Genomic DNA, 18,983 nt, shown 5'->3' with positions numbered 1-18,983 from the left:
AACTGTCCGATCATGACTCCCCTGTCCCCGCGCCCGTCGGCGCGGTGAAGCGAGTGAGGCGAAGGATCACCATCGCGTTCTTGCATTCAGTTGTTGGAGAATTGCAGAGTGATGTTGTGGAGTCCACCGTTTGCGCAGAGGGAGTTGCGATGAGGGAGAATCCACGACCATGCCCCACGCACAGGCGGCCGACGGCGCCGCGCTCCACTACGACGTACGCGGCAGCGGCGCCCCGCTGTTGCTGCTGTCCGGACAGTCGAACAGTCACCGCTGGTGGGACTCGGTGCGCGACCGGTTCGCCGCGCACTTCACCACCGTGGTCATGGACTGGCGCGGCACCGGCGAGAGCGACGCCCCGGACACCGACACGTACAGCACGGAGAATTTCGCCCGGGACGCCGTCGCCGTCCTCGACGCCGCCGGTATCGACCGCGCCCATGTCTACGGGACGTCGATGGGCGGCCGTGTCGCCCAGTGGCTGGCCGCGGACCGTCCCGCCCGCGTCGACCGCCTCGTCCTCGGGTGTACGTCACCGGGTGCGCCGCACGGCGTCGAGCGCGGCCCCGCCGTGCGCAAGGCCCTCGCCGACCCCGACCCGGACGCGGCCCGCGCGGCCCTCCTCGACCTGATGTACACGCCCGCGTACACCGCCGCGCACCCCGGCCCGTTCCACACCCTCGGCGACCCGGCGATGCCCCCGCACGCCCGCCGCCGTCACCTGCGCGCCAGCGCCCGGCACGACGCCTGGGACGCCCTGCCGCGGATCGCCGCGCCCACCCTCGTCCTGCACGGCACCGACGACGACTTCAATCCCACGGCCAACGCGCCGCTGCTGGCGGAACGCGTCCCCGGCGCCCGGCTGAGCCTGATCCCCGGCGGCCGGCACGCCTACTTCGAGGAGTGCGCCGACGTGGCAACGCCCCTGGTCACCACGTTCCTCGGGGGCTCCTGACGGCCCCGGATGCCGCGCGGCGGCGAACTCCGTAGGCTGCCGGTGGCCCGAACACCACGGAGGAGTACGACATCATGCCCGCCGCCCACGTCACCCTCGCCGACGTCCTCTCCGCCGCGGACGCCGGCGCCACCGGAGCGCTGTGGCGCCTCGACGGCGCGGCCCGGCAACTGGACGCCAATCTCGTCCGGCTCCGCCCCGGCAGCCGGGGCACGCCGCACGTCGAGCCCGACCTCGACGTGCTGCTCCTCATCGTCGAGGGCGGCGGAACGCTGTGGCGGGCGGGCGCGGAGGAGGAACTGTCGCCGGGCACCCTGCTGTTCGTGCCGCGCGGCGAGGGGCGCGCCGTCAGTGCGGGCGACGACGGGCTCGCCTACCTCACCGCGCACCGCAGGCGGCCCGGCATGACCATCCGCCGGGCCGCCGCCCCGGTCACCGCGGAGGGCGGCGAGGCGCCTTGTCTGCTGCCGCGTGTCTGCGAGGACTGCGGCCGGGTCACCGACGATGCCGCCGCCCGGTACTGCGCCCGGTGCGGCAAGCGCTTGCCCGGACAGGACCAGGGGCGGACTTCAGGCCTTACTTGAGACGGCGCGTTCACGCCAGACGGAGCTGTTCGCGACAGCGGCTCCGCGACGCCGCAAGGGGCTCGACGCGTCGCCGCCGTCACTTTTCGCCACTGATTCAACACACAATGTTACCGAAAGCCGGGGGTGCGGGATGAGATCCCGGCCGCCGCGCGGCAGACTCTGGCCCGCGGCGGCCGCTGCCGACTCCCGGGCCGGCCGTCAGAGGTGGGGGAGCACCACCGGGGAGTCCGGGCGTGTGGGGCGCGCGGACTCCCCGCCCCCGGGCGGGTCACCTCACGCCGACGGCACGGTGTCCTCGAACGCCTTGCCCGCCGAGCGGTAGGCGGCCACCTTCGCCGCCACCTGGGCCGGGGTGAGCACCTGGTCCTTGACGTGCAGCACGTAGTCGACCTGCTCGTCGTAGGCGCGTGCGCTGGTGCTCGTGTTGCCGGCCAGGTCGATCAGCCACTGGTTGAAGTTGATCGACATCGGCCGCTCCGGCAGGTACGCGGCGTCGTGCGTGCCGAACAACTGGCCGTCGACGTAGTAGTGGATGGAGCTGTTGTCGATGGTGAGCACCAGGTCGTGCCAGCCGTCGTAGCTCCGCCGGCCCTCCGTGTGCTGGTTCACCGCCTGCCACGGATCAGGGTTGTAGGTCTCCCAGGACGTCGTGTAGAGGATGTTCGACGGCTCGCCCCAGCCGCCGTTGGGCAGGTACTCGAAGTCGTACTCGGCGTAGTCGTCGGCCATCGGCGCCTTGAGGTCGTTGATCGTGAAGAACGTCTGGACGAGGTGGTCCCCGTCGGGCCCGCTCTTCGGCGCGTCCGCGAACTTGACCCTCGCCGCGTAGGTGCCGTTCTTGAACTTCGTCGCCTTGGTGAGCACTTCGGTCTGCTTCGTGCTCTCGCCCGTGCCCGCGGTGGACGTCTCCAGGTTCATCACGGTGTTGCCCGACACGACCGGGAACGTCACCTTCTCCGGCGCCCAGGTGGCACCCGGCACACCGGGCCCGCCGGAATTGGAGCGCACGCTCCAGCCGTTGGCCGCGATCCGTGGGTCGTTGTACGCCGTGTAGGAGAAGTCGTCGAAGAGGGTCGCCCCCGCGCCCGGCGGGTCGGTCGGGTCCGTCGGATCGGTGGGGTCCGTCGGATCGTTGCCCGCCGGGGCCGTGCCCCACACCGTGGCGCCCTTGAGCTGCGCCGTCACCTTCGACCAGTTCCCGTACGCGGTCTGCGCGGCGCCGAACGAGTAGTCGTCGGCCTGGTTCAGCGGCTGCCAGTCGGCGCGGTAGAAGCGCAGCTGCATGTCGCCCGTGTCGGCGCCGGCCGCGAACGTTCCCGCGTCGGACGTGAAGCCGATCTCCAGGTACCGGTCGGCCGTCGCGGTCGGGTGGGCGAGGGTGCCGAAGGTGCCGGTGATCCGGGCGCAGCCCTTGACCGCCCAGGAGCAGGCGAAGTGATAACTCGCGCTCGCCGAGTCGGACTTGAAGTAGTAGCGCAGTTTGACGTCGCTCAGGGCGACTCCGGAGGAGCCGGTGTTGCGCACCTTCAGCCAGGGCTCCGCCTGATCGCTGCCGGTGCTGCCCGTGTGGTACTGCACGCTCAGCGCTCCGTCGGCCGCGGCGGCGCCCTGCGGGAGCGCGAGCAGGCTCGCGCAGCCGAGCGCGGCGGCGACGGCGCACGCGAGCGCCGTGCGCGTACGGGGAGACGTGGTCGTCCTGTTCGTTCTGGGGGTCGTTCTCATGACTGTTCCCTTCCGGAACGGTGGGGGTCGGGGACGTACGGGTCGAGCGGCCCGTGCCGCACGCCGAGTGCGGCGAGCCGGGCGCCGTGCGCGCCGAGGCGGGCACGGAAGTCCTCCCAGGACGGGGAGCCGTGCCAGGCGCGGTCGGCGAGCGCGGACAGGCGGGGGAAGACCCTGCGGTCGATGTGGTCGACCGTGGGGGCGTACTCGGTCCACAACTGCGCCTGCACACCGAGCAGGTGACCGGCAGTCTCCGGATCCGTCGGCGGCTCGTGCTCGTGCACCGTGCGCACCCCGACCACCAGGCCCGGCTCCGCGTGCGGCTCGTCGGGCGAGTCGGTCTGCGCGTAGTCCAGGTACGACGCGCGGTGCTGGCAGCTGATCACGGGGTGGCCGCGCTTGAGCGCGATCCGGGTGTGCTCGGGGTCGCGCCAGGACATCACCGCGAACTCCGCGGGCAGCCCCTCCCCGGTCTCGGCCCACACCACCGGGACGCGTCCGCGCCCGACGAGGTGGGCGCCGATCCGGCCCAGGAACCAGTCCCGCAGCGCGTCCGTGTGCGCCAGCCCCTCGGCGGCGGCCCGGGCCCGGGCCGCCGGGCTCGCCGCCCACTCGGTGGTGGGGCACTCGTCGCCGCCGATGTGGATGTGCCGCGACGGGAAGACGTCGGCGACCTCGTCGAGCACGGTGCGGCAGAAGTCGAGGACCGGCTCGTGGACGCCGAACACCGTGTCGCACACGCCCCAGAGCGGCCACACGTCGAGTCGCCGGCCGGGGACGTTGCCGAGCTCGGGGTACGCGGCGAGCGCCGCGCGCGCATGGCCCGGCATCTCGATCTCCGGTACGACGGTGACACCGCGGGCGGCCGCGTAGGCGACGAGGTCTGTCAACTCCGCGGTGGTGTAGGCCCCTTCGTGCGGGACGGGACCGGCGCGCCGTCCGCCGACCTCGGTCAGCAGCGGATACGCGGCGACCGGCATCCGCCACCCCTGATCGTCGGTGAGGTGCAGATGCAGCACGTTGAGCTTGTGCAGGGCGAGCAGATCGACGGTGCGGCGCAGGACGGACACCGGCTGGAAGTGACGGGCCACGTCGAGCATGAAGCCCCGCCAGGCGTGCCGGGGCACGTCCGTGATCTCCACGCAGGGCAGCCGCCACGCGATACCCCGTCGGCGTGATCCGGAAAGGGCTTCGAGCGGCAGAAGTTGACGCACCGTCTGGATTCCGCGCAGCAGCCCGGTGACGTGCGCGGCGCGCAGGAGGACCGCGTCCGGGGCGACCGTCAGGCCGTACCCCTCGGCGCCCAGACCACCGAGATCGGGATCGAGCGCGAGCACGAAGGAGCCGTCGGGGGAGACGGGCAGCGGCAGCCCGGTGGCAGGGGCGAGGAGGGTGCGGAGCAGATCGGCGGCGGCTCCGGCGCCGGGGGAGACCCGGACCGCGGTCTCGTCGGACAGGGTGAAGTGACCGGGCCGATGGGTGAGCTGGGTGGGGAGCGGGACGAGTGCGGGCAGGTGTGCGGGCACGGGGGAACCTCCGAGGCGAGGGGGTCAGCCCTTGACGGCGCCGGCCGCGAACCCCGACGTCACATGCCGCTGGAGCAGCAGGAAGATCGCCAGGGCGGGCAGCGCGAACAGGGTGGAGGCGGCCATCGTGGCGCCCCAGTCGGTGCCGAACGTGTTGTGGAACGAGGACAGCCACACCGGCAGCGTCCGGTGGTCCTGTTCCTTGATGATGAGGAAGTTGGCGTACGCGAACTCGTTCCACGCCGTGATGTAGCCGAACAGCGACGTCGCCATCAGACCGGGCGCGAGCAGCGGAAACGCGATGTGCCGGAAGGCGCCGGCCCGCGTGCAGCCGTCGACCTGCGCCGACTCCTCCAGCTCGGCGGGGATCGTCGCGATGAAGCCGCGCAGCACCACGATCGTGAACGGCAGCGTCATCATGAAGTAGACGAGGGTCAGGGTCGGCAGCCGGTCCAGCATGCCGGTGTCCCGCGAGATGATGTACACGGGGATGATCAGGGATTCCCACGGTGCCATCTGCGCGACGAACACCATCAGCATGAACTGCCGCCGCCCGCGCCAGCGCATCCGGGCCACGGCGAACGACGCGCCCAGAGCCACGAGCAGGGCCAGCGCCACCGCGCCGAGCGTGACCAGCACGCTGTTGCGCCAGAACAGCGCGAACCCGTCCGCGTCGATCGCCCGCCGGAAGTGGTCGAGGGTCCAGCTCTGCGGCAGCAGCTGAGGGTTCTCCGACTGGATGTCCCGGGACGGCTTGAAGGCGGTCGTCACCATCCAATACACGGGGAACAGGCACACGACGACGGTCACTGTCGCGGCGACGTTCAGCGGGAGGCGGCGCAGCGCCCGGGGCGTGCTCACAGCTCGGCCTCCTGACGGAACATCTGCCGGAAGTAGGCGACGAGCACCCCGGACATCAGCACCACCGTGATCATCGACGCGGCCGCCCCGAGGTCGTAGCGCTGTCCGGCGAGCGCTGTCTGCACCGCGTACACGGGCAGGATCGTCGTGGCGTCACCGGGGCCGCCGCGGGTCATCACCCAGATCTGCACGAACGCCTTGAACGTCCAGATCACTTCGAGCGAGACCACCAGCATGAAGATCGGGCGGACGATCGGCAGCGTGACCGAGCGGAAGACACGCAGGCCGGAGGCGCCGTCGATCCGGGCCGCCTCGTACAGCTCGGCCGGCACGGTGGTGAGCGCCGAGTACAGGGTGATCGCCGCGAACGGCACCGACTGCCACACGATGAGCGTCACCAGGATGGCGAAGGCCGCGGGCCCGTGCGCCAGCCACGGATAGCCGTCGAAGCGGCTGAACCCCAGACCGGTCAGCGCGTGGTTGACCACCCCGAACTCGGAGTGGAACAGCCACTGGAAGACCGTCGTCGCCGCGACTACCGGCATCGCCCAGGTCAGCACCAGCGCGCTGAGCACGGCGGTGCGCCCGAACCTGCCGAGCCGCTCCACCATGAGTGCCACCAGTGTGGCGAGCACCATGATGAGGACGACGTTGATCGCCATGAACAGGAACGTGCGGCGCACCACCGTCCAGAACTCCGGCGCGCTCAGCAGCGTCCGGTAGTTGTCGAACCCGGTGAAATGGGCGTCGCCGAGGATGAGCTGGCGCAGCCCGAAGTCCTGGAACGAGATCAGGACGGCCCGCGCCAGCGGATAGACCAGCAGGTACAACATGCCGAGCACGGCGGGTGCGACCAGCAGATAGGGCCAGACACCCGCCATGGTCGTGCGACGGGCCGGGCCGCGCGGCGTGCGCCGTGGCGGCCGGGCGAGAGGGCGCGGGGCGGTGCGTTCACGGACGACCGACACGGCGCACGCTCCTTTCGGACGGGAGAAGCCGGACAGGGGAGCCGGAGAGGCCCGCGGTCACGAACCGGAGGACATCGCCGAGGTGATGGCGTCGGACGCCTTCTTCGCCTCCCGCCTCGGATCCCCGCCCGCCAGCACGGCCGTCAGGTAGTCCTTGATCGGGTTCTTCGCCTCGACGGCCGCCCACCCGGGCGTGTTCGGCGTCGCGTGCCCGACGGCCGCGCCGACCGCCATGGTCGAGGCGCCCGGGTCCTTGGCGACGGCCCCGGCCAGCGTCGTCTTGTTCGGTACGTAGCTCATCGCGAGGGCGAGCTTCTTCTGCCAGGCGTCGCCGGTCAGCTCCTTGACGAAGGTGTACGCGGCGTCGTGGTGCTGCGACACGGTCGGTATGACGAGGTCCGAGCCGCCGGTGAACACCGCCCCGGGCGTGTCCGCGCTCTTGCCGGGGATCGGGAAGAAGCCCAGCTGGTCCTTGAGCTCGGGATTGTTCTGGGCGACCACCGCGGCGCCGCCGGGCACGCTGATGACCTGGGCGACCTTGCCCTTCGCCATCACCTCGGCCTGCGGGGGCTGCGCCTCGTCCGAGTCCTTGGGGCCCTTTCCGAGCGCCTGGAGCTTCTTGTAGAAGGCCATGGCGCGCAGGGCCTCGGGGGAGTCGAGGGCGCCCTTCCACGTCCCGCCGGACTCGGTGGCGAGGTCGCCGCCCTCGTCCCAGACGAAGCCCGACAGGGCGTACCAGTTCTGCCCGGGCAGATAGATGCCCTGCTCGGACCCCTTGTTGAGCTTGCGCGTCGCGGCGATCCACTGGTCGCGCGTCTTGATCTTGGTCGCGTCGACGCCGGCCTTCTCGAACAGGTCCTTGCGGTAGACGACGACGCGGTTCGCCGCGTAGTACGGGATCCCGTACTGCTTGCCCTCATAGGCTCCGGGCTCTGCGAGGCCCTTCAGCCAGTCCTTGCCGCCGAGATCGTCGACCTTGTCGCTCAGGTCCAGCAGGCCGCCGCTCTGCGCGAACTGGGCGACCTGCGTGTTGCCGGTCTCGATGACGTCGGGCGCGTCATTGCTGGCGAGGGCGGCCGTGACCTTCTCCCCGATGCCGTCCCACTCCTGGATCTGGACGCGCACGTCGATGTCGGGGTGCGCGGCCTCGAATCCCTTCTCGAAGTTCTTCTGGAAGGCCGCCGAGACGCTGTCGCGCATCAGCCACACATCGAGGCGGGTCCGGCCGCCGTCACCGGACCCGCCGTCGGCGGAGTCGGACGAACTACAGGCACTGAGCCCGGTCACCGCGACGAGCGCGGACACACCGGCGAGCAAGCGGAGCTTCACGGTTCACCTCTGGGGTGCCGGACCTGACCAGTTCTCCAACTGGTCAGGTGACCTCTGGTGGTGGAGAAAGCTGGCATAGACCACTGGATGCGTCAACCCCCCAGTTCAGCTTGGGTAGTTGTCGATCAACGGACTCGCGTGGTGAACTGGTCAGGTAACTGGTCGTACGACACGAGGGGGCGGGAGTGAACGCCGAGGTGAACGCAGGCACCCCGGGAGCGGTGCTCAAGCGGGAGCGGGTGCGCGACCACATCCTCGAACTCATCGAGTCGCAGGCCCCCGGAGACCCGATCCCCTCCGAGCGCACGCTCTGTGCCGCGCTCGGCGTCTCCCGGCCCACCCTGCGCGCGGCCGTCGGCGAACTCGTCGCCGCCGGCCTTCTCGTCCGCGAACACGGACGCGGGATGTTCGTCGCCCCGGAGAAGATCACCCAGGAGCTCGTCGCGCAGGAGCAGGCGCTGACGGTGCCCCAGGCCGCGGGCGCCTGGTCGAGCCGCCTCCTGGAGTTCACGACGATCCAGGCGGGCGCCCGCGTGGGCCGCAAGCTGCGCCTCTCACCGGCCGCGAAGATCGTGTACGTGGCCCGGCTGCGGCTCGTCGACGGCGCGCCCATGGCCATCGAGCACCTGCACATCGCCGCCGACCTCGTCCCGGGCCTCAGCGCGCAGGAGCTGGAGAACGGCGACCTGTACGAGCATCTGCGGGCCCATCACGACGTTCACGTCCGCGAAGCGACCCAGGCCATCGAGCCGACCGTCGTCAGCCGCGCGGAGGCCGACCTCCTCGACGTGCCGGAGCTCTCCCCGGCCCTGCTGTTCGAGCGGCTCACGTCCGACACCACCGGCCGGCCCGTCGAGTACGTCCACTCGCTCTACCGCGGGGACCGCTACCGCATCGTCTCCCGGCTCACCCTGGGGCCCACGGCCACCGCGGCCGAGCCGTCGGGGGCGGGGCACCACCCGGGCATCCCGCCCGGCGACTTCGCCCACCGCGACACCCTCGCCTCGTCCACCCGGGGCGACGTCCAGGGGCCCTGACCGGGGCGGGCCCGCCGCGCCGGTGCCGCCTGCGCGGTGTGCGGCCCGGCCCTGGTTACGGTTCCGCCATGGCCGACTACCGCATCGAAACCGTACGCAACGGCGAGCGCGACTGGACCGCGCGCAACGACCGGGGCGCCGAGGTCCGTATCGCCCCCGCCGACTCGGCGGGCGCCCAGCCGTCCTTCACCCCCGTGGAGCTCCTGCTCGCCGCGCTCGGCGGCTGCGGCGGCCTCGTCGTCGACCGCACCGCCCGCACCGTGCCCCACGACGACCTGCGGATCGTCGTCGAGTCGGTCTCCCGCCCCGAGGACGACGGCCGCGTCGGCACCGTCCGGGTCACCTATGAACTCGTGCTGCCGGAGGGTGACACGGCGGCGGCGGACACCTTCGAGCGTGGTGTCCGCCTGACTCACGAGAAGTACTGCACGGTCAGCCGCACGGTCGAGCACGGTGCCCGCGTGGAGGCCCTGGGGCCCGACGGGACGATGCTCTTCCTGGGCGGCTGACCGCTTGCGCCGTGGCTACGGCAGGCTGTGCACCTTCGGTCCGACGGAGTTGGACCACGCGCTGCCCGCCGTGGCGTCCCAGTTCGTGGACCAGGTCATCGCGCCGCGCAGCCCCGGGTAGGTCTTCGCGGGCTTGAACGAGCCGCATCCGGTGCCCCGCGCGAGGCAGTCGAGCGCGTTGTTCACCACGGACGGGTCGACGTAGCCGCTGCCCGCGCCGCGCGTGGACGCCGGGACACCGAGCCCGACCTGCGACGGGTCGAGGCCGCCCTCCAGCTGGATGCAGGCGAGCGCGGTGAGGAAGTCCACCGAACCCTGGCTGTAGACCTTGCCGTCGCAGCCGAGCATCGAACCGCTGTTGTAGTACTGCATGTTGACGACCGTGAGAATGTCCTTCACGTTCAGCGCCGTCTTGAAGTACTCGCCGGACGTGGACTGCATGTCGATGGTCTGCGGCGCCATGGTCAGGACGAACTTGGAGCCCGCCTTCGCCGCCAGGGCCCGCAGCGCCTTCGTCATGTAGGTGGAGTTGAGGCCGTTCTCCAGGTCGATGTCGACGCCGTCGAAGCCGTACTCCTGCATGAGCGCGTAGGCGCTGTTGGCGAACGCCGTCGCGGAGGCGTCGCTGTTGACCGAGATGCTGCCCTTCTCACCGCCGACCGACAGGATCACCGACTTGCCGGCCGTGTGCTTGGCCGCGATGTCCGCCTTGAAGTCGGCGGCGGAGGCGTAGCCGACGGCCGGGTCCAGGTTGAAGGTGATCTGACCCGGCGTGGTCGTCGCGTCGGCGAACGACACCGCGATGATGTCGTACTGCGAGGAGACGTCGCGGAGCTTCTGCACGGTCGCGCCGTTGTTGAAGTTCTGCCAGTAGCCGGTCAGCGCGTGCTTGGGCACGGTGCCGCCGCCGGGGTTCCCGCCCCCGGTCGCGGCGGTGCGCGCGCTCACGGCGGTCGACTTGGCGGACTCTCCGGCCGAGTTCGTGGCACTGACCTGGAAGCTGTACGAGGTGTCGGCGGTCAGGCCGGTGACCGTGGCGGAGGCGCCCGTGGTCGAGGCGACCTTCGTGCCGCCCCGGTAGACGTTGTAGCCCGTCGCGCCGGAGACCGGCGTCCACGACAGGTCCACCGAGGTGGTCGTGGTGGCGCCCGCCGCGAGTCCGGACGGCGTGCCCGGGATCACCACGGGGTCGCTGCCGCCGCCCCCGTCGGGGCCGAAGACGTTCACGTCGTCGACGTAGTACGCGCCCTGCCCGTACCAGCCGTGCATGTAGATCGTGACCGACGTGGTGTTCGCGCCGGTCTTGAAGCTGGTGGTCAGCTGCTGCCAGGACGAGGCGCCCGGCGTCCATGTGGACACGTCGGTGGTCCCGGTGCCGCTCGCGCCGAGGTACACGTAGCTGCCCTGGACCCAGCTGCTCAGGCTGTAGGTCGAGTTGGGCTTCACGGCGACGGTCTGGGTGCACTGGGCGGTGTCCTGGCCCGCCGGCGTGGCCTTCAGCGCCTTGGCGCCGCCGTGCACGGGGGAGGAGACGGTGGCACCGCTGCCCGCGGTACAGGTCCAGTTGCTCAGGTCCGACTCGAAGCCGGCGTTCTTGGCGACGTTGACGTCGGCGGCCTGGGCGGGAGCGGCGAGCGCGGTCACGCCGAGCGCGGCCGCCGAGGTGACGGCGAGCGCGGCGGCAAGGCGCCTGGGTGCGCCGGATCTGCCATGACGAGCACGGTCCACAGAATGCCTCCGGGGGAGAGGAGTAGGGCGGATGTGGACGACGGTGGCCACCGATGTCGTGCGCCAAAGTTGGTCCAGACCATTCGCGTTGTCAAGACCTCTGGAGGGACGAGGAGTTCGGGACGCACGAGAGCGGCGCCGGACGTGACGTCCGGCGCCGCTCGGAATGGGGCCCCGCGGCCCGGTGGTGAGGGTCCGTCAGAGCAGTCCCCGCACGTACGCCGCCTGCCCCACGTGCTGCAGATCGTCCGAGAGGACGCTCACCAGACGCACCCCCAGCGTCACCGGCGGATCCCAGCGTTCGTCTACGATCCGGTCCAGATCGGCGTCCGTGAGGCCGGAGAGGTGGCTCACGGTCTGCTCGTGCACCGCGTCGTAGTAGTCGAGGAGCAGGTCTCCGGAGGCGACGCGCACCTGGCCCACCTCCTTCGCCGTGTGCCCGTACCCGGTGTCCGTCTCCGCGAGCGGCAGATCGAAGCGCGCGGCCCAGCCCTGGGCGAGCCACACCTGGTCGGTCCCGGCAGCGTCGGCGACATGGTCGTCCTGCACACGCGTGAGATGCCAGATCAGCCAGGCGATGGAATTCGCGCCGTCGCCGGGACGTGCCTGCAACTGCTCCGGAGAAAGACCCTCGACGACCGCGTGTACCTCTTCCTTAATGCGGTTGTAACCGTCAATGAGTACGTCATGTGAGTGCATGGTGTGCAGTGTCGTCGACGCGGCGCCTTTCGGCCAACGGAGGCCGCGAATATGCCGGAAGACTGGCGTGAAAAGCGTGGTGACAGCGAGCGGCGAGTGCCGATACTCGACAAGTGGGACGGTTGAAAATTGTTCGGATTCGGTGGGCCGTGCCGGTCGGGAGACCCATTGACCGGCCGATCCCGCCGTACGGCTCGATTACTGATCACGCGCCACCGCGTAAGTGATCAATGGCGCCAGGCAATGGGGGAGATCGTGCACGACGAATTCCTGTGCCATGTCACCGCATACGGAATATGCGGCGGACAGCGCGTGGGTGTCCCGCTCGGCACCTACCGTGCCCCGACCCTCCCCCTCGCCCTGTGGTGGCTGCGCGACCGCGCCACCTGGATCGCCGAACGTCTCGACCCCCGGCCCGACCTGCCGCACCTGCCCGAAGGCGCCCTGATGCCGGTCGCGGCCGACGCCCCCGACGTGCCCTCCCTGCTGCGGGCCTGGTGCGCGGACACCGACCACCAGGAGCGCGTCGCCGAGGAGCTCGCCGGTGGGCGCCTCGTCCGGGTCGCCACCCGCGACGACACCACCGAGTACGAACTCCTCGCCGAGTCGGTCGACGCCCTGCGCATGGCCCGCACCGTGCCCTGCGCCGAGGCGCCGGTGCCCGCGTCGGTATGACCTGACTAATCGCCGACGCGGGTGAATGCGTGCGTGAGGTCGCGCGGGCCCGGGGAGTGTGGTCACGCACAGTGAGAACGACCACCTCGGGGCCGCCCACATGAAACACAGATCCGCATGCGCCGCCGCGCTCCTCGCCGTCGCGGCCGCACTCGTACCGGCCGCGTCCGGCGCTCAGGCGGCGAAAGGACCGGGACAGGTCTGTTTTTGGACCGAACCCGGCCAGCACGGCCAGGCCTGGTGCTATGCGCCACCCGGATACGCGGAGGCCGAGAACGGCACGCAGCGCCACGCCGCCTCCTTCGAATCCCGCGTGGGCCAGAGCGTCTACGCGATCAGCTACACCGTTTCCAACTGCCTCTACCGGGAGATCCGGCGCGACGACTACTCCGAGAACTGGGAGTGGGCCGGAAAACTCGACGGCGTCAGTGACAACACCATGGGGTGCGAGCGGGGCTGAACCGGCCATGATCCCCCGACCCCGCCTCCGGGCGCTCGCAGTCGTCACGGGCGCCCTGCTGCTCGCCGGCTGCGCGAGCCGCCCGACCGGACCCGCCCGCTCGCCGGACGACACCATCAGAGCCGCCCAGCAGGTGCTCACCGACCGTTGCCTGATCGACCGGGGGCTCGTCCCGCCCCGGCCCGGGCGGCACGCGAGGAGCGCGGCCGACGAAGAGCGCCTCGCCGACGCCCTGTTCGGCAGACCGCCCGCCGAACTGTCCCTGACCCTGGCGAACGGGATCCCCGTCCGCGCCCACACCGACGGCTGTCTCGCCACGGCCCAGCGCACGCTCTACGGCGATCAGAAGCGCTGGTTCCGGGTTTCGACCGTCGTCAACAACCTGGGGCCCGAAGCCGCCTACCGGCACAGCTCGCTCGCCGCCGTGCGCGAGCGCCACCGGGCCGATCTGACCGCATGGCAGGACCTGCGGTCCCATGCGCTCGACGTCTCCGCACGGATCCTGCGCAGCACCCCCCACACCACCGGAGGAACCCCATGAAGCATCCGATCGCCCTGCTCGCCGCCGCCGCTCTCGCCCTCGGCGGCGCGGCCGTCACCACCACCGCGTACGCCGCCCAGTGCCCCAGCGGCGAGTTCTGCGCCTGGACCGACGCCAACTACACCGGAATGCGCTGGAACTGGTCCGGCGACGACCGCGACTGGGAGCCCGGCATCCAGGACGAGGACTCCTCCTGGGCCAACCACGGCATCTCCGGGCCCGGCATCAAGGACCACGTCCAGGTCTACGAGAACCCCGGTCTGATCGGCCTCGGCACGGTCTGTCTGGCGCCCGGCCAGGAGATCCCCTACGACAGCTGGGGCAACGACAGCGGCGACTCGCACACCTGGAAGATGAAGTGCTGACACCGCACTGAGCCCCGACGTTCCGCGGGACGCAGGGAGATCAGAACGCGTCCGCCGTGTGCGGCAGCAACCCGGCGGACAGCGCGGCGTCGAGCATCGGCGCCGCGCCCGGCGTGTGCTCGGTGACCAGCCCCGCCGCCACCAGCGCGCGCACGGTCACCGATCCCATGAAGGCGCTCGCCAGATCACGCACCTCGAAGGACAGGTCCGGAGCGTCCCCGGTGGCAGCGTACGAGAAGCCGTCGGGGGACGCGATCAGCCGGAACGTCCCCTCGTTCGCGGGCAGTCGCGGATCGCGGACGTCGAGCACCACGTCCACCGGCGCGCTCCAGGAGCGCGCCGCCAGCGCCGCGCGGACGTCGACGAGCCGCACCCACAGCGCCGGGAACTCTTCCGTGATCCGCACCTGGTCCGGATCGCCCGCGAACAGCGTCAGCGGATCGTCCAGCGGCCGCCCCCAGGCCCGTACCCGGTCCGTCAGGTCGATCCCGGCCAGATAGCTCCACAGGGCCGCCGCGACCTGCGGGGAGTCGGCCTCCAGCTCGTCCAGCCGCACGAGGCCCTTCGCCTGCGACGCCGCGTCGCCCTGCTTCGTGCGGTAGATCGCGTACCCGGCGAGCGGCTCGCCGAGCACCACCACCCGGGCCGGGGAGAACTCGGCGTCCTCCTCGTCCTTGTCGGCCAGCCACTCCTCGCGCCACCAGTCCCGGCTGCGCGCCGGTCGCCCCGCCCGACGGGATCTGGTCCCTTCGAAGTACGGGCCGAGCACCTCGGGCGCGGCCGCCGCGTCGACCAGTCGCAGGGGGCGCGGATCCGGCGCGATGCGCAGGTCCAGCGGACGGCGCGCGTCGATCTCCACGGTGGTGCCGTACGTGCCGGGGCCGAAGCCGAAACGCCCGTAGATCGACGCCTCCGACGCCCACAGGGCGACCAGGGGCGCCCCCTGGTCCACGCAGCGTGCGAAGAGCTCGCGGATCATTCCCGACAGCACACCGCGTCGGCGGTGCGTCGGCGCCACGGAGACGAACGTCAGCCCGGGACAGGACAGTTCACCGCCGCCGGGCACGGAGAGCACGAAGGGGTGGGCGGCCGCGAAACCGACCAGCTCGTCCCCGTCGTACGCGCCGATCCGCAGGCAGCCGGCGAGCATCTTCTCGTGCTGGCGCTGCTTGTCGCTCTCGGGCTTCTCGTGGAAGACGAGGTAGGCGAGAGCCAGGGCGCGCGGGATCTCCGACTCGGGAGCGTCACGGAACTGGACAGAAGGCGCATTCATGATCATCCAGCCTAGCCGTGCGCCTGCACCCACGCGACCGGCGCCGGAAGTGACGTTCCGCCGCGACCCTCTGGGCGGCGGGGTCCTGGCCACCCGAGGCCGCGCGGCATCGGATTTCTCTGAGGCGCACACTTTCTTCCCGGCGTCGGCGGGTTCCGGATGCAGGCCGTCGCCGAATTTTTCTCAGACCTGCACCCGGACGAGTCCGAGGCGGACGCTGAGCCGCTGCATACCGCGCCGCGCGTGGCTCTTCACCGTGCCCAGCGGCCAGCCGGTGCGCTCGGCGATCTGCGGCTGGGTCAGATCCTCGTAGAACGCCAGACACAGCACGGTGCGCTGCTGCACCGGCAGCCGCGACAGCTCCCGGGTCACCACGATCCGGTCGAGCACCGACTCCACGGACGCCGTCTCGGCCGTGTGCCGGGAGGCCGCCAGATCGACCAGGGCCGCACGGCGGGCGCGGGCCGCGAGCGCGTCCGCGATCCGGCGCCGGGTGATGCCCGTCAGCCAGGCCGCCGCCGAGCCGAGTTCGGGCCGGTAGCCGGAACGGCCGCGCCACGCCGCGAGAAAGACCTGCTGCACCACGTCCTCGGCGTCGCAGGAGTTGCCGAGCGCCCGTCCGGCGAGCCGGTGGACCAGTGGCGACCACCGGCGGTACGCCTCGGCGAGACACGCCGGGTCACCAGCCGCGATTCCGTCCGCCAGGACGGCCTCCGAGGCTGTGCGCAGATCGGGTACGCGCTGCCGCACCGCTGTGCTCATCGATGTCTCGTCAACTCCTGGAAACGGTCGTGAACCCACCTCGTGTCGTCCATGACCGGGCGGACGGGCGCCACACCCGGCCGTGGCCCGGTCATCCTGGAAACGGCTTCGCCATCCGGGCAACCCGCATCGGTTGTGCGTCGTATCGTGAGGCGATGGACGAGGGGCGAGAGGCACGGCACGCGTTACCGACCGAGGAAGGCCCCGGGGTCACCACGGGAGCCCTCGCGCGACGGCTCGGAGTCTCCCCGACGACGCTGCGCAGCTGGGACCGGCGCTACGGTCTCGGACCCGTCCAGCGGTCGGCGGGGCGGCACCGCCGGTGGACGGACGAGGACATCGCCGTCGTCGAGGAGATGTGCCGGCTCACCACGACGGGCCTGCCGCCCGCCGAAGCGGCACGCCTGGCCCGCAAACGCCTGGTGACGGGTCCCGCCGCGCTCCCGCGACAGGGCCGGGCCGCCGCCGGAGCCCCCACCCCCGCCGCGCTGGAGCGGCTGACCCGGGGCATCTCCCGCGCCGCGACCCGGCTCGACTCACCCACCGTGCACGGCCTGTTCACCGACGCCGTACGGGCCTACGGCCTGGTGCCCACCTGGCAGGACGTGATGGTCCCGGTGCTGCACGCGGTGGGCCGCAAGTGGGAGGAGGCCGGCGACCGCTACGTGGAGGTCGAGCACCTGCTGTCCTGGCACGTCTCCCGCACCCTGCACCAGGCCGTCCCCATCGCCCCGGTGACCGCGCTGCCGCCGATCGTGCTCGCCTGCGTACCCGCCGAGCAGCACGTGCTGCCCCTGGAGGCGCTGAGTGCCGCGCTCGGCGAACTCGGTGTGCCGCAGCGGATGTTCGGCGCCGCCGTGCCCGTCGAGGCGGTCTCCGCGGCCGTGCGCAGGACCGGGCCGCGCGTCGTCGTGCTCTGGGCGCAGGCCCGCTCCACGGCGAGCCTGCCCCTGGCCCGTCATCTCGCCGAGACCCACTGGGGCGTGCGCGGGGCCCGCGGCAAACCCGCCGTGATGCTGTGCGGCCCCGGCTGGGCGGGCCGCAGCGTGCGGGGCGCGCTCCGGCCGACGAGTCTGCCGGAGGCGCTGCTGCAGATCGGGCGGCTGTACCCGGAGATCAGTCGAGACCCCGTGCCCGCTTGAACCGGGCGAGGCCGTCCGACAGCTCGACGATCGGGTCGGGATAGTCGTACACGGACCGCTCCAGGCCCTTCAGCTTCCACGGCCGGTGCACCGCGCCGCCCTCCAGCCCGGCCAGTTCCGGAACCCAGCGCCGCACATAGGTGCCGTCCGGGTCGTACCGCTCGGCCTGCGCCAGCGGGTTGAGCACCCGGTTCGGCCGGCTGTCCGTGCCGGTGCCCGCCATCCACTGCCAGTTCAGCTGGTTGTTCGCCACGTCCCCGTCCACCAGCAGGTCCAGGAAGTGCCGGGCGCCCACCCGCCAGTCCACGTACAGCGTCTTGACGAGGAAGCTCGACGCGATCAGCCGGCCCCGGTTGTGCATCCAGCCCTCGTGCCGCAGCTGGCGCATCGCCGCGTCCACCACCGGATAGCCGGTACGGCCCTCCTGCCACGCCGCGATGTCCTCGCTCGCCGAGCGTGCGGTGCGCCAGCGGTCGCCCTGGGTGCGGTAGTCGGCGTGCGCCGCCGCCGGGCGCGCGGCGAGGACCTGGTGGTGGAAGTCCCGCCAGGCGAGCTGCCGTACGAACGCCTCCGCGCCCGGGCCGCCCGCGGAGCGCGCCCGCTGCGCCGCCTCCACCGGACCGATCGTGCCGAAGTGCAGATGCGGGGAGAGCTTCGAGGTGGCGTCGCCCGCCAGGTCGTCGTGCCGGTCCTCGTACGCGGAGATCCCCGACCGCAGCCACCCCGTGAGCCGCTTGCGGCCCGCCTGCTCGCCGCCCTCGGCGAGCCCCGGGGACACCCCCGGCACCTCGCTCCGCTTCGGCAGCGGCGCCGAGCCGACTCCCTCGGGCACCGCGATCGCGCGCGGCGCGCGCACCACGGAGCGGACCGGCTGCTGGTCCCAGTGCCGGTGGTATGGGGTGAACACGGCGAAGTGGTCCTTGCCCGCGGGCGCCACCTCGCCGGGCGGCACACAGGTCACCACCGCGTCGTGGACGACCACCTCACAGCCCAGACCCCGCAGTGCGGCGCGCAGCCCGTCCTCGCGCCGCCGCGCGTAGCGGCTCACGCCGCCCGCGAGGTGCACCGCGCACGCGTCGGTCTCCGCCACCACCTTCGCGACCTCGTCCGTCACCTCGCCGTCCCGCAGGATCAGCCGCCCGCCGCGCTCGCGCAGCCCCGCGTCCAGATCCCGCAGGCAGTCCGCGAGGAACGCCTCCCGGTTCGGCACGGTGAAGGCCGCGGCGTCGATCCCGCTGTCCCGCACGAACAGCGGCACCACCGCGTCGGATGCGTCGAGGGCGGCCCGCAGCGGCGGGTGGTCGTGCACCCGCAGGTCGGAGGTGAACAGGACGACACGGACACGCACGAACGACTCCCGGGGGACAGTGGACAGACGCCTTCGTCAGCCCTTCCCCGGCGGGCCCGGCACCGGATGCAGCGCTGAGCCGAACGGGTTTCCCCGCCCACGGGCCACGGACTGTGCATGTACGGAACACGAGCGGGCAGGCGAACAACAGGGACGGCGGAGCGCCACAGGGCGAGGGCGGTCCGTGAGAGTGCGACGGGTGGAGGTGCCGGAGAGATGCGTACAGAGGTGTTGCGACGGTTTTCCGCGGGAGGCCCGCGAGGGTCCTGGCCGGCCGAGGAGTACGCGGCGCGACTGCGTGCTCAGGGCCGTGCCGCGCGCGTGGTGATGGACCTGGAGACGGACGCGTTCCTGGTGGTGTCCGGGGACGCGGACCACTCCGGCTGAACAGGGGAGCGGGGGGGCGCCCCCCCGGGGGCGCGCCCCCCCCACCACACCCCCCCCCCCCCCCCCCCGGGGGTTTAGACGGGAGGCCGGGCCCCCCCCCCCACCCCCACCC

At 71.8% G+C, this 18,983-nt stretch carries 20 protein-coding genes; 10 read left to right on the top strand and 10 right to left on the bottom strand.

What is annotated here, in order from left to right; translation table 11 throughout:
• Positions 1–169: 169 nt before the first annotated feature.
• Positions 170–952: an alpha/beta fold hydrolase gene (locus ABT127_RS28910; protein ID WP_351456097.1), complete on the top strand. Its 783-nt coding sequence runs from the start codon at positions 170–172 to the stop codon at positions 950–952.
• A gap of 74 nt (positions 953–1,026) precedes the next feature.
• Complete coding sequence (locus ABT127_RS28905; RefSeq protein WP_351456094.1) at positions 1,027–1,536, top strand: cupin domain-containing protein; 510 nt, start codon at positions 1,027–1,029, stop codon at positions 1,534–1,536.
• 276 nt (positions 1,537–1,812) lie between these two features.
• On the opposite strand, the gene ABT127_RS28900 is transcribed toward ABT127_RS28905, so the two are convergent.
• Genes ABT127_RS28900 through ABT127_RS28880 form a run of 5 tightly spaced genes read right to left on the bottom strand, consistent with a single transcriptional unit; the run spans position 1,813 to position 7,945 of the window.
• The gene (locus ABT127_RS28900) at positions 1,813–3,261 is read right to left on the bottom strand and encodes a cellulose binding domain-containing protein (protein WP_351456091.1); all 1,449 of its coding nucleotides are present in this window, start codon (positions 3,259–3,261) and stop codon (positions 1,813–1,815) included.
• Positions 3,258–4,787, bottom strand: a complete 1,530-nt coding sequence (locus ABT127_RS28895; protein WP_351456089.1) for a beta-N-acetylhexosaminidase — start codon at positions 4,785–4,787, stop codon at positions 3,258–3,260. The genes ABT127_RS28900 and ABT127_RS28895 overlap by 4 nt, the downstream gene beginning before the upstream one ends.
• A gap of 24 nt (positions 4,788–4,811) precedes the next feature.
• The gene (locus ABT127_RS28890) at positions 4,812–5,648 is read right to left on the bottom strand and encodes a carbohydrate ABC transporter permease (RefSeq protein ID WP_351456086.1); all 837 of its coding nucleotides are present in this window, start codon (positions 5,646–5,648) and stop codon (positions 4,812–4,814) included.
• Entirely contained in the window at positions 5,645–6,616 is a 972-nt protein-coding gene (locus tag ABT127_RS28885; protein ID WP_351456083.1) for a carbohydrate ABC transporter permease, read from the bottom strand. The genes ABT127_RS28890 and ABT127_RS28885 overlap by 4 nt, the downstream gene beginning before the upstream one ends.
• Before the next feature lie 57 nt (positions 6,617–6,673).
• Entirely contained in the window at positions 6,674–7,945 is a 1,272-nt protein-coding gene (locus ABT127_RS28880) for an extracellular solute-binding protein (RefSeq protein ID WP_351456080.1), read from the bottom strand.
• A gap of 197 nt (positions 7,946–8,142) precedes the next feature.
• On the opposite strand from ABT127_RS28880, the gene ABT127_RS28875 reads away from it, so the two are divergent.
• Positions 8,143–8,982, top strand: coding sequence for a GntR family transcriptional regulator (locus ABT127_RS28875; RefSeq protein WP_351456077.1), 840 nt, complete (start codon positions 8,143–8,145; stop codon positions 8,980–8,982).
• Between the two features lie 68 nt (positions 8,983–9,050).
• The gene (locus ABT127_RS28870; protein WP_351456075.1) at positions 9,051–9,491 is read left to right on the top strand and encodes an OsmC family protein; all 441 of its coding nucleotides are present in this window, start codon (positions 9,051–9,053) and stop codon (positions 9,489–9,491) included.
• A 15-nt stretch (positions 9,492–9,506) separates the two neighbouring features.
• Here the strand turns inward: ABT127_RS28870 and ABT127_RS28865 are convergent, their stop codons facing one another.
• Positions 9,507–11,219, bottom strand: a complete 1,713-nt coding sequence (locus ABT127_RS28865; RefSeq protein ID WP_351456073.1) for a chitinase — start codon at positions 11,217–11,219, stop codon at positions 9,507–9,509.
• Positions 11,220–11,417: 198 nt separating this feature from the next.
• A complete protein-coding gene (locus ABT127_RS28860) occupies positions 11,418–11,918 on the bottom strand; it encodes a mycothiol transferase (RefSeq protein WP_351456070.1) in 501 nt (166 codons plus the stop codon).
• 255 nt (positions 11,919–12,173) lie between these two features.
• Between ABT127_RS28860 and ABT127_RS28855 the strand changes: the two genes are divergently transcribed.
• The 4 genes from ABT127_RS28855 to ABT127_RS28840 all read left to right on the top strand — a co-directional run bounded on the left by ABT127_RS28855 (position 12,174) and on the right by ABT127_RS28840 (position 13,959).
• Entirely contained in the window at positions 12,174–12,593 is a 420-nt protein-coding gene (locus tag ABT127_RS28855; RefSeq protein WP_351456067.1) for a hypothetical protein, read from the top strand.
• 100 nt (positions 12,594–12,693) lie between these two features.
• Positions 12,694–13,053: a hypothetical protein gene (locus ABT127_RS28850; RefSeq protein ID WP_351456065.1), complete on the top strand. Its 360-nt coding sequence runs from the start codon at positions 12,694–12,696 to the stop codon at positions 13,051–13,053.
• Between the two features lie 7 nt (positions 13,054–13,060).
• The gene (locus ABT127_RS28845) at positions 13,061–13,594 is read left to right on the top strand and encodes a hypothetical protein (RefSeq protein ID WP_351456063.1); all 534 of its coding nucleotides are present in this window, start codon (positions 13,061–13,063) and stop codon (positions 13,592–13,594) included.
• On the top strand, positions 13,591–13,959 hold the full coding sequence (locus tag ABT127_RS28840; protein ID WP_351456060.1) for a peptidase inhibitor family I36 protein: 369 nt from the start codon (positions 13,591–13,593) through the stop codon (positions 13,957–13,959). Before ABT127_RS28845 ends, ABT127_RS28840 begins: the two co-directional genes overlap by 4 nt.
• A 40-nt stretch (positions 13,960–13,999) precedes the next feature.
• On the opposite strand, the gene ABT127_RS28835 is transcribed toward ABT127_RS28840, so the two are convergent.
• Both ABT127_RS28835 and ABT127_RS28830 read right to left on the bottom strand, forming a co-directional pair.
• On the bottom strand, positions 14,000–15,232 hold the full coding sequence (locus tag ABT127_RS28835) for a GNAT family N-acetyltransferase (protein ID WP_351456058.1): 1,233 nt from the start codon (positions 15,230–15,232) through the stop codon (positions 14,000–14,002).
• 183 nt (positions 15,233–15,415) lie between these two features.
• Entirely contained in the window at positions 15,416–15,994 is a 579-nt protein-coding gene (locus tag ABT127_RS28830; protein ID WP_351456055.1) for an RNA polymerase sigma factor, read from the bottom strand.
• 155 nt (positions 15,995–16,149) lie between these two features.
• Here ABT127_RS28830 and ABT127_RS28825 point away from each other — a divergent pair, with 155 nt between their 5' ends.
• Positions 16,150–17,136, top strand: coding sequence for a MerR family transcriptional regulator (locus tag ABT127_RS28825; RefSeq protein WP_351456052.1), 987 nt, complete (start codon positions 16,150–16,152; stop codon positions 17,134–17,136).
• Here ABT127_RS28825 and ABT127_RS28820 read toward each other — a convergent pair.
• The gene (locus tag ABT127_RS28820) at positions 17,111–18,484 is read right to left on the bottom strand and encodes a cryptochrome/photolyase family protein (protein ID WP_351456051.1); all 1,374 of its coding nucleotides are present in this window, start codon (positions 18,482–18,484) and stop codon (positions 17,111–17,113) included. The genes ABT127_RS28825 and ABT127_RS28820 overlap by 26 nt on opposite strands.
• Before the next feature lie 216 nt (positions 18,485–18,700).
• Here ABT127_RS28820 and ABT127_RS28815 point away from each other — a divergent pair, with 216 nt between their 5' ends.
• Positions 18,701–18,871 carry a DUF8839 family protein gene (locus ABT127_RS28815; RefSeq protein ID WP_351456048.1) on the top strand — a complete coding sequence of 57 codons (171 nt, stop codon included), beginning with the start codon at positions 18,701–18,703 and terminating at the stop codon, positions 18,869–18,871.
• Positions 18,872–18,983: the final 112 nt, after the last annotated feature.

Origin of the sequence: Streptomyces sp. NPDC001904, from assembly GCF_040297005.1 — a bacterium.
Lineage (GTDB): Bacteria > Actinomycetota > Actinomycetes > Streptomycetales > Streptomycetaceae > Streptomyces.
The sequence above is the reverse complement of the archived record's forward strand: the minus strand, read 5'-3'. Positions and strand labels throughout refer to the sequence as shown.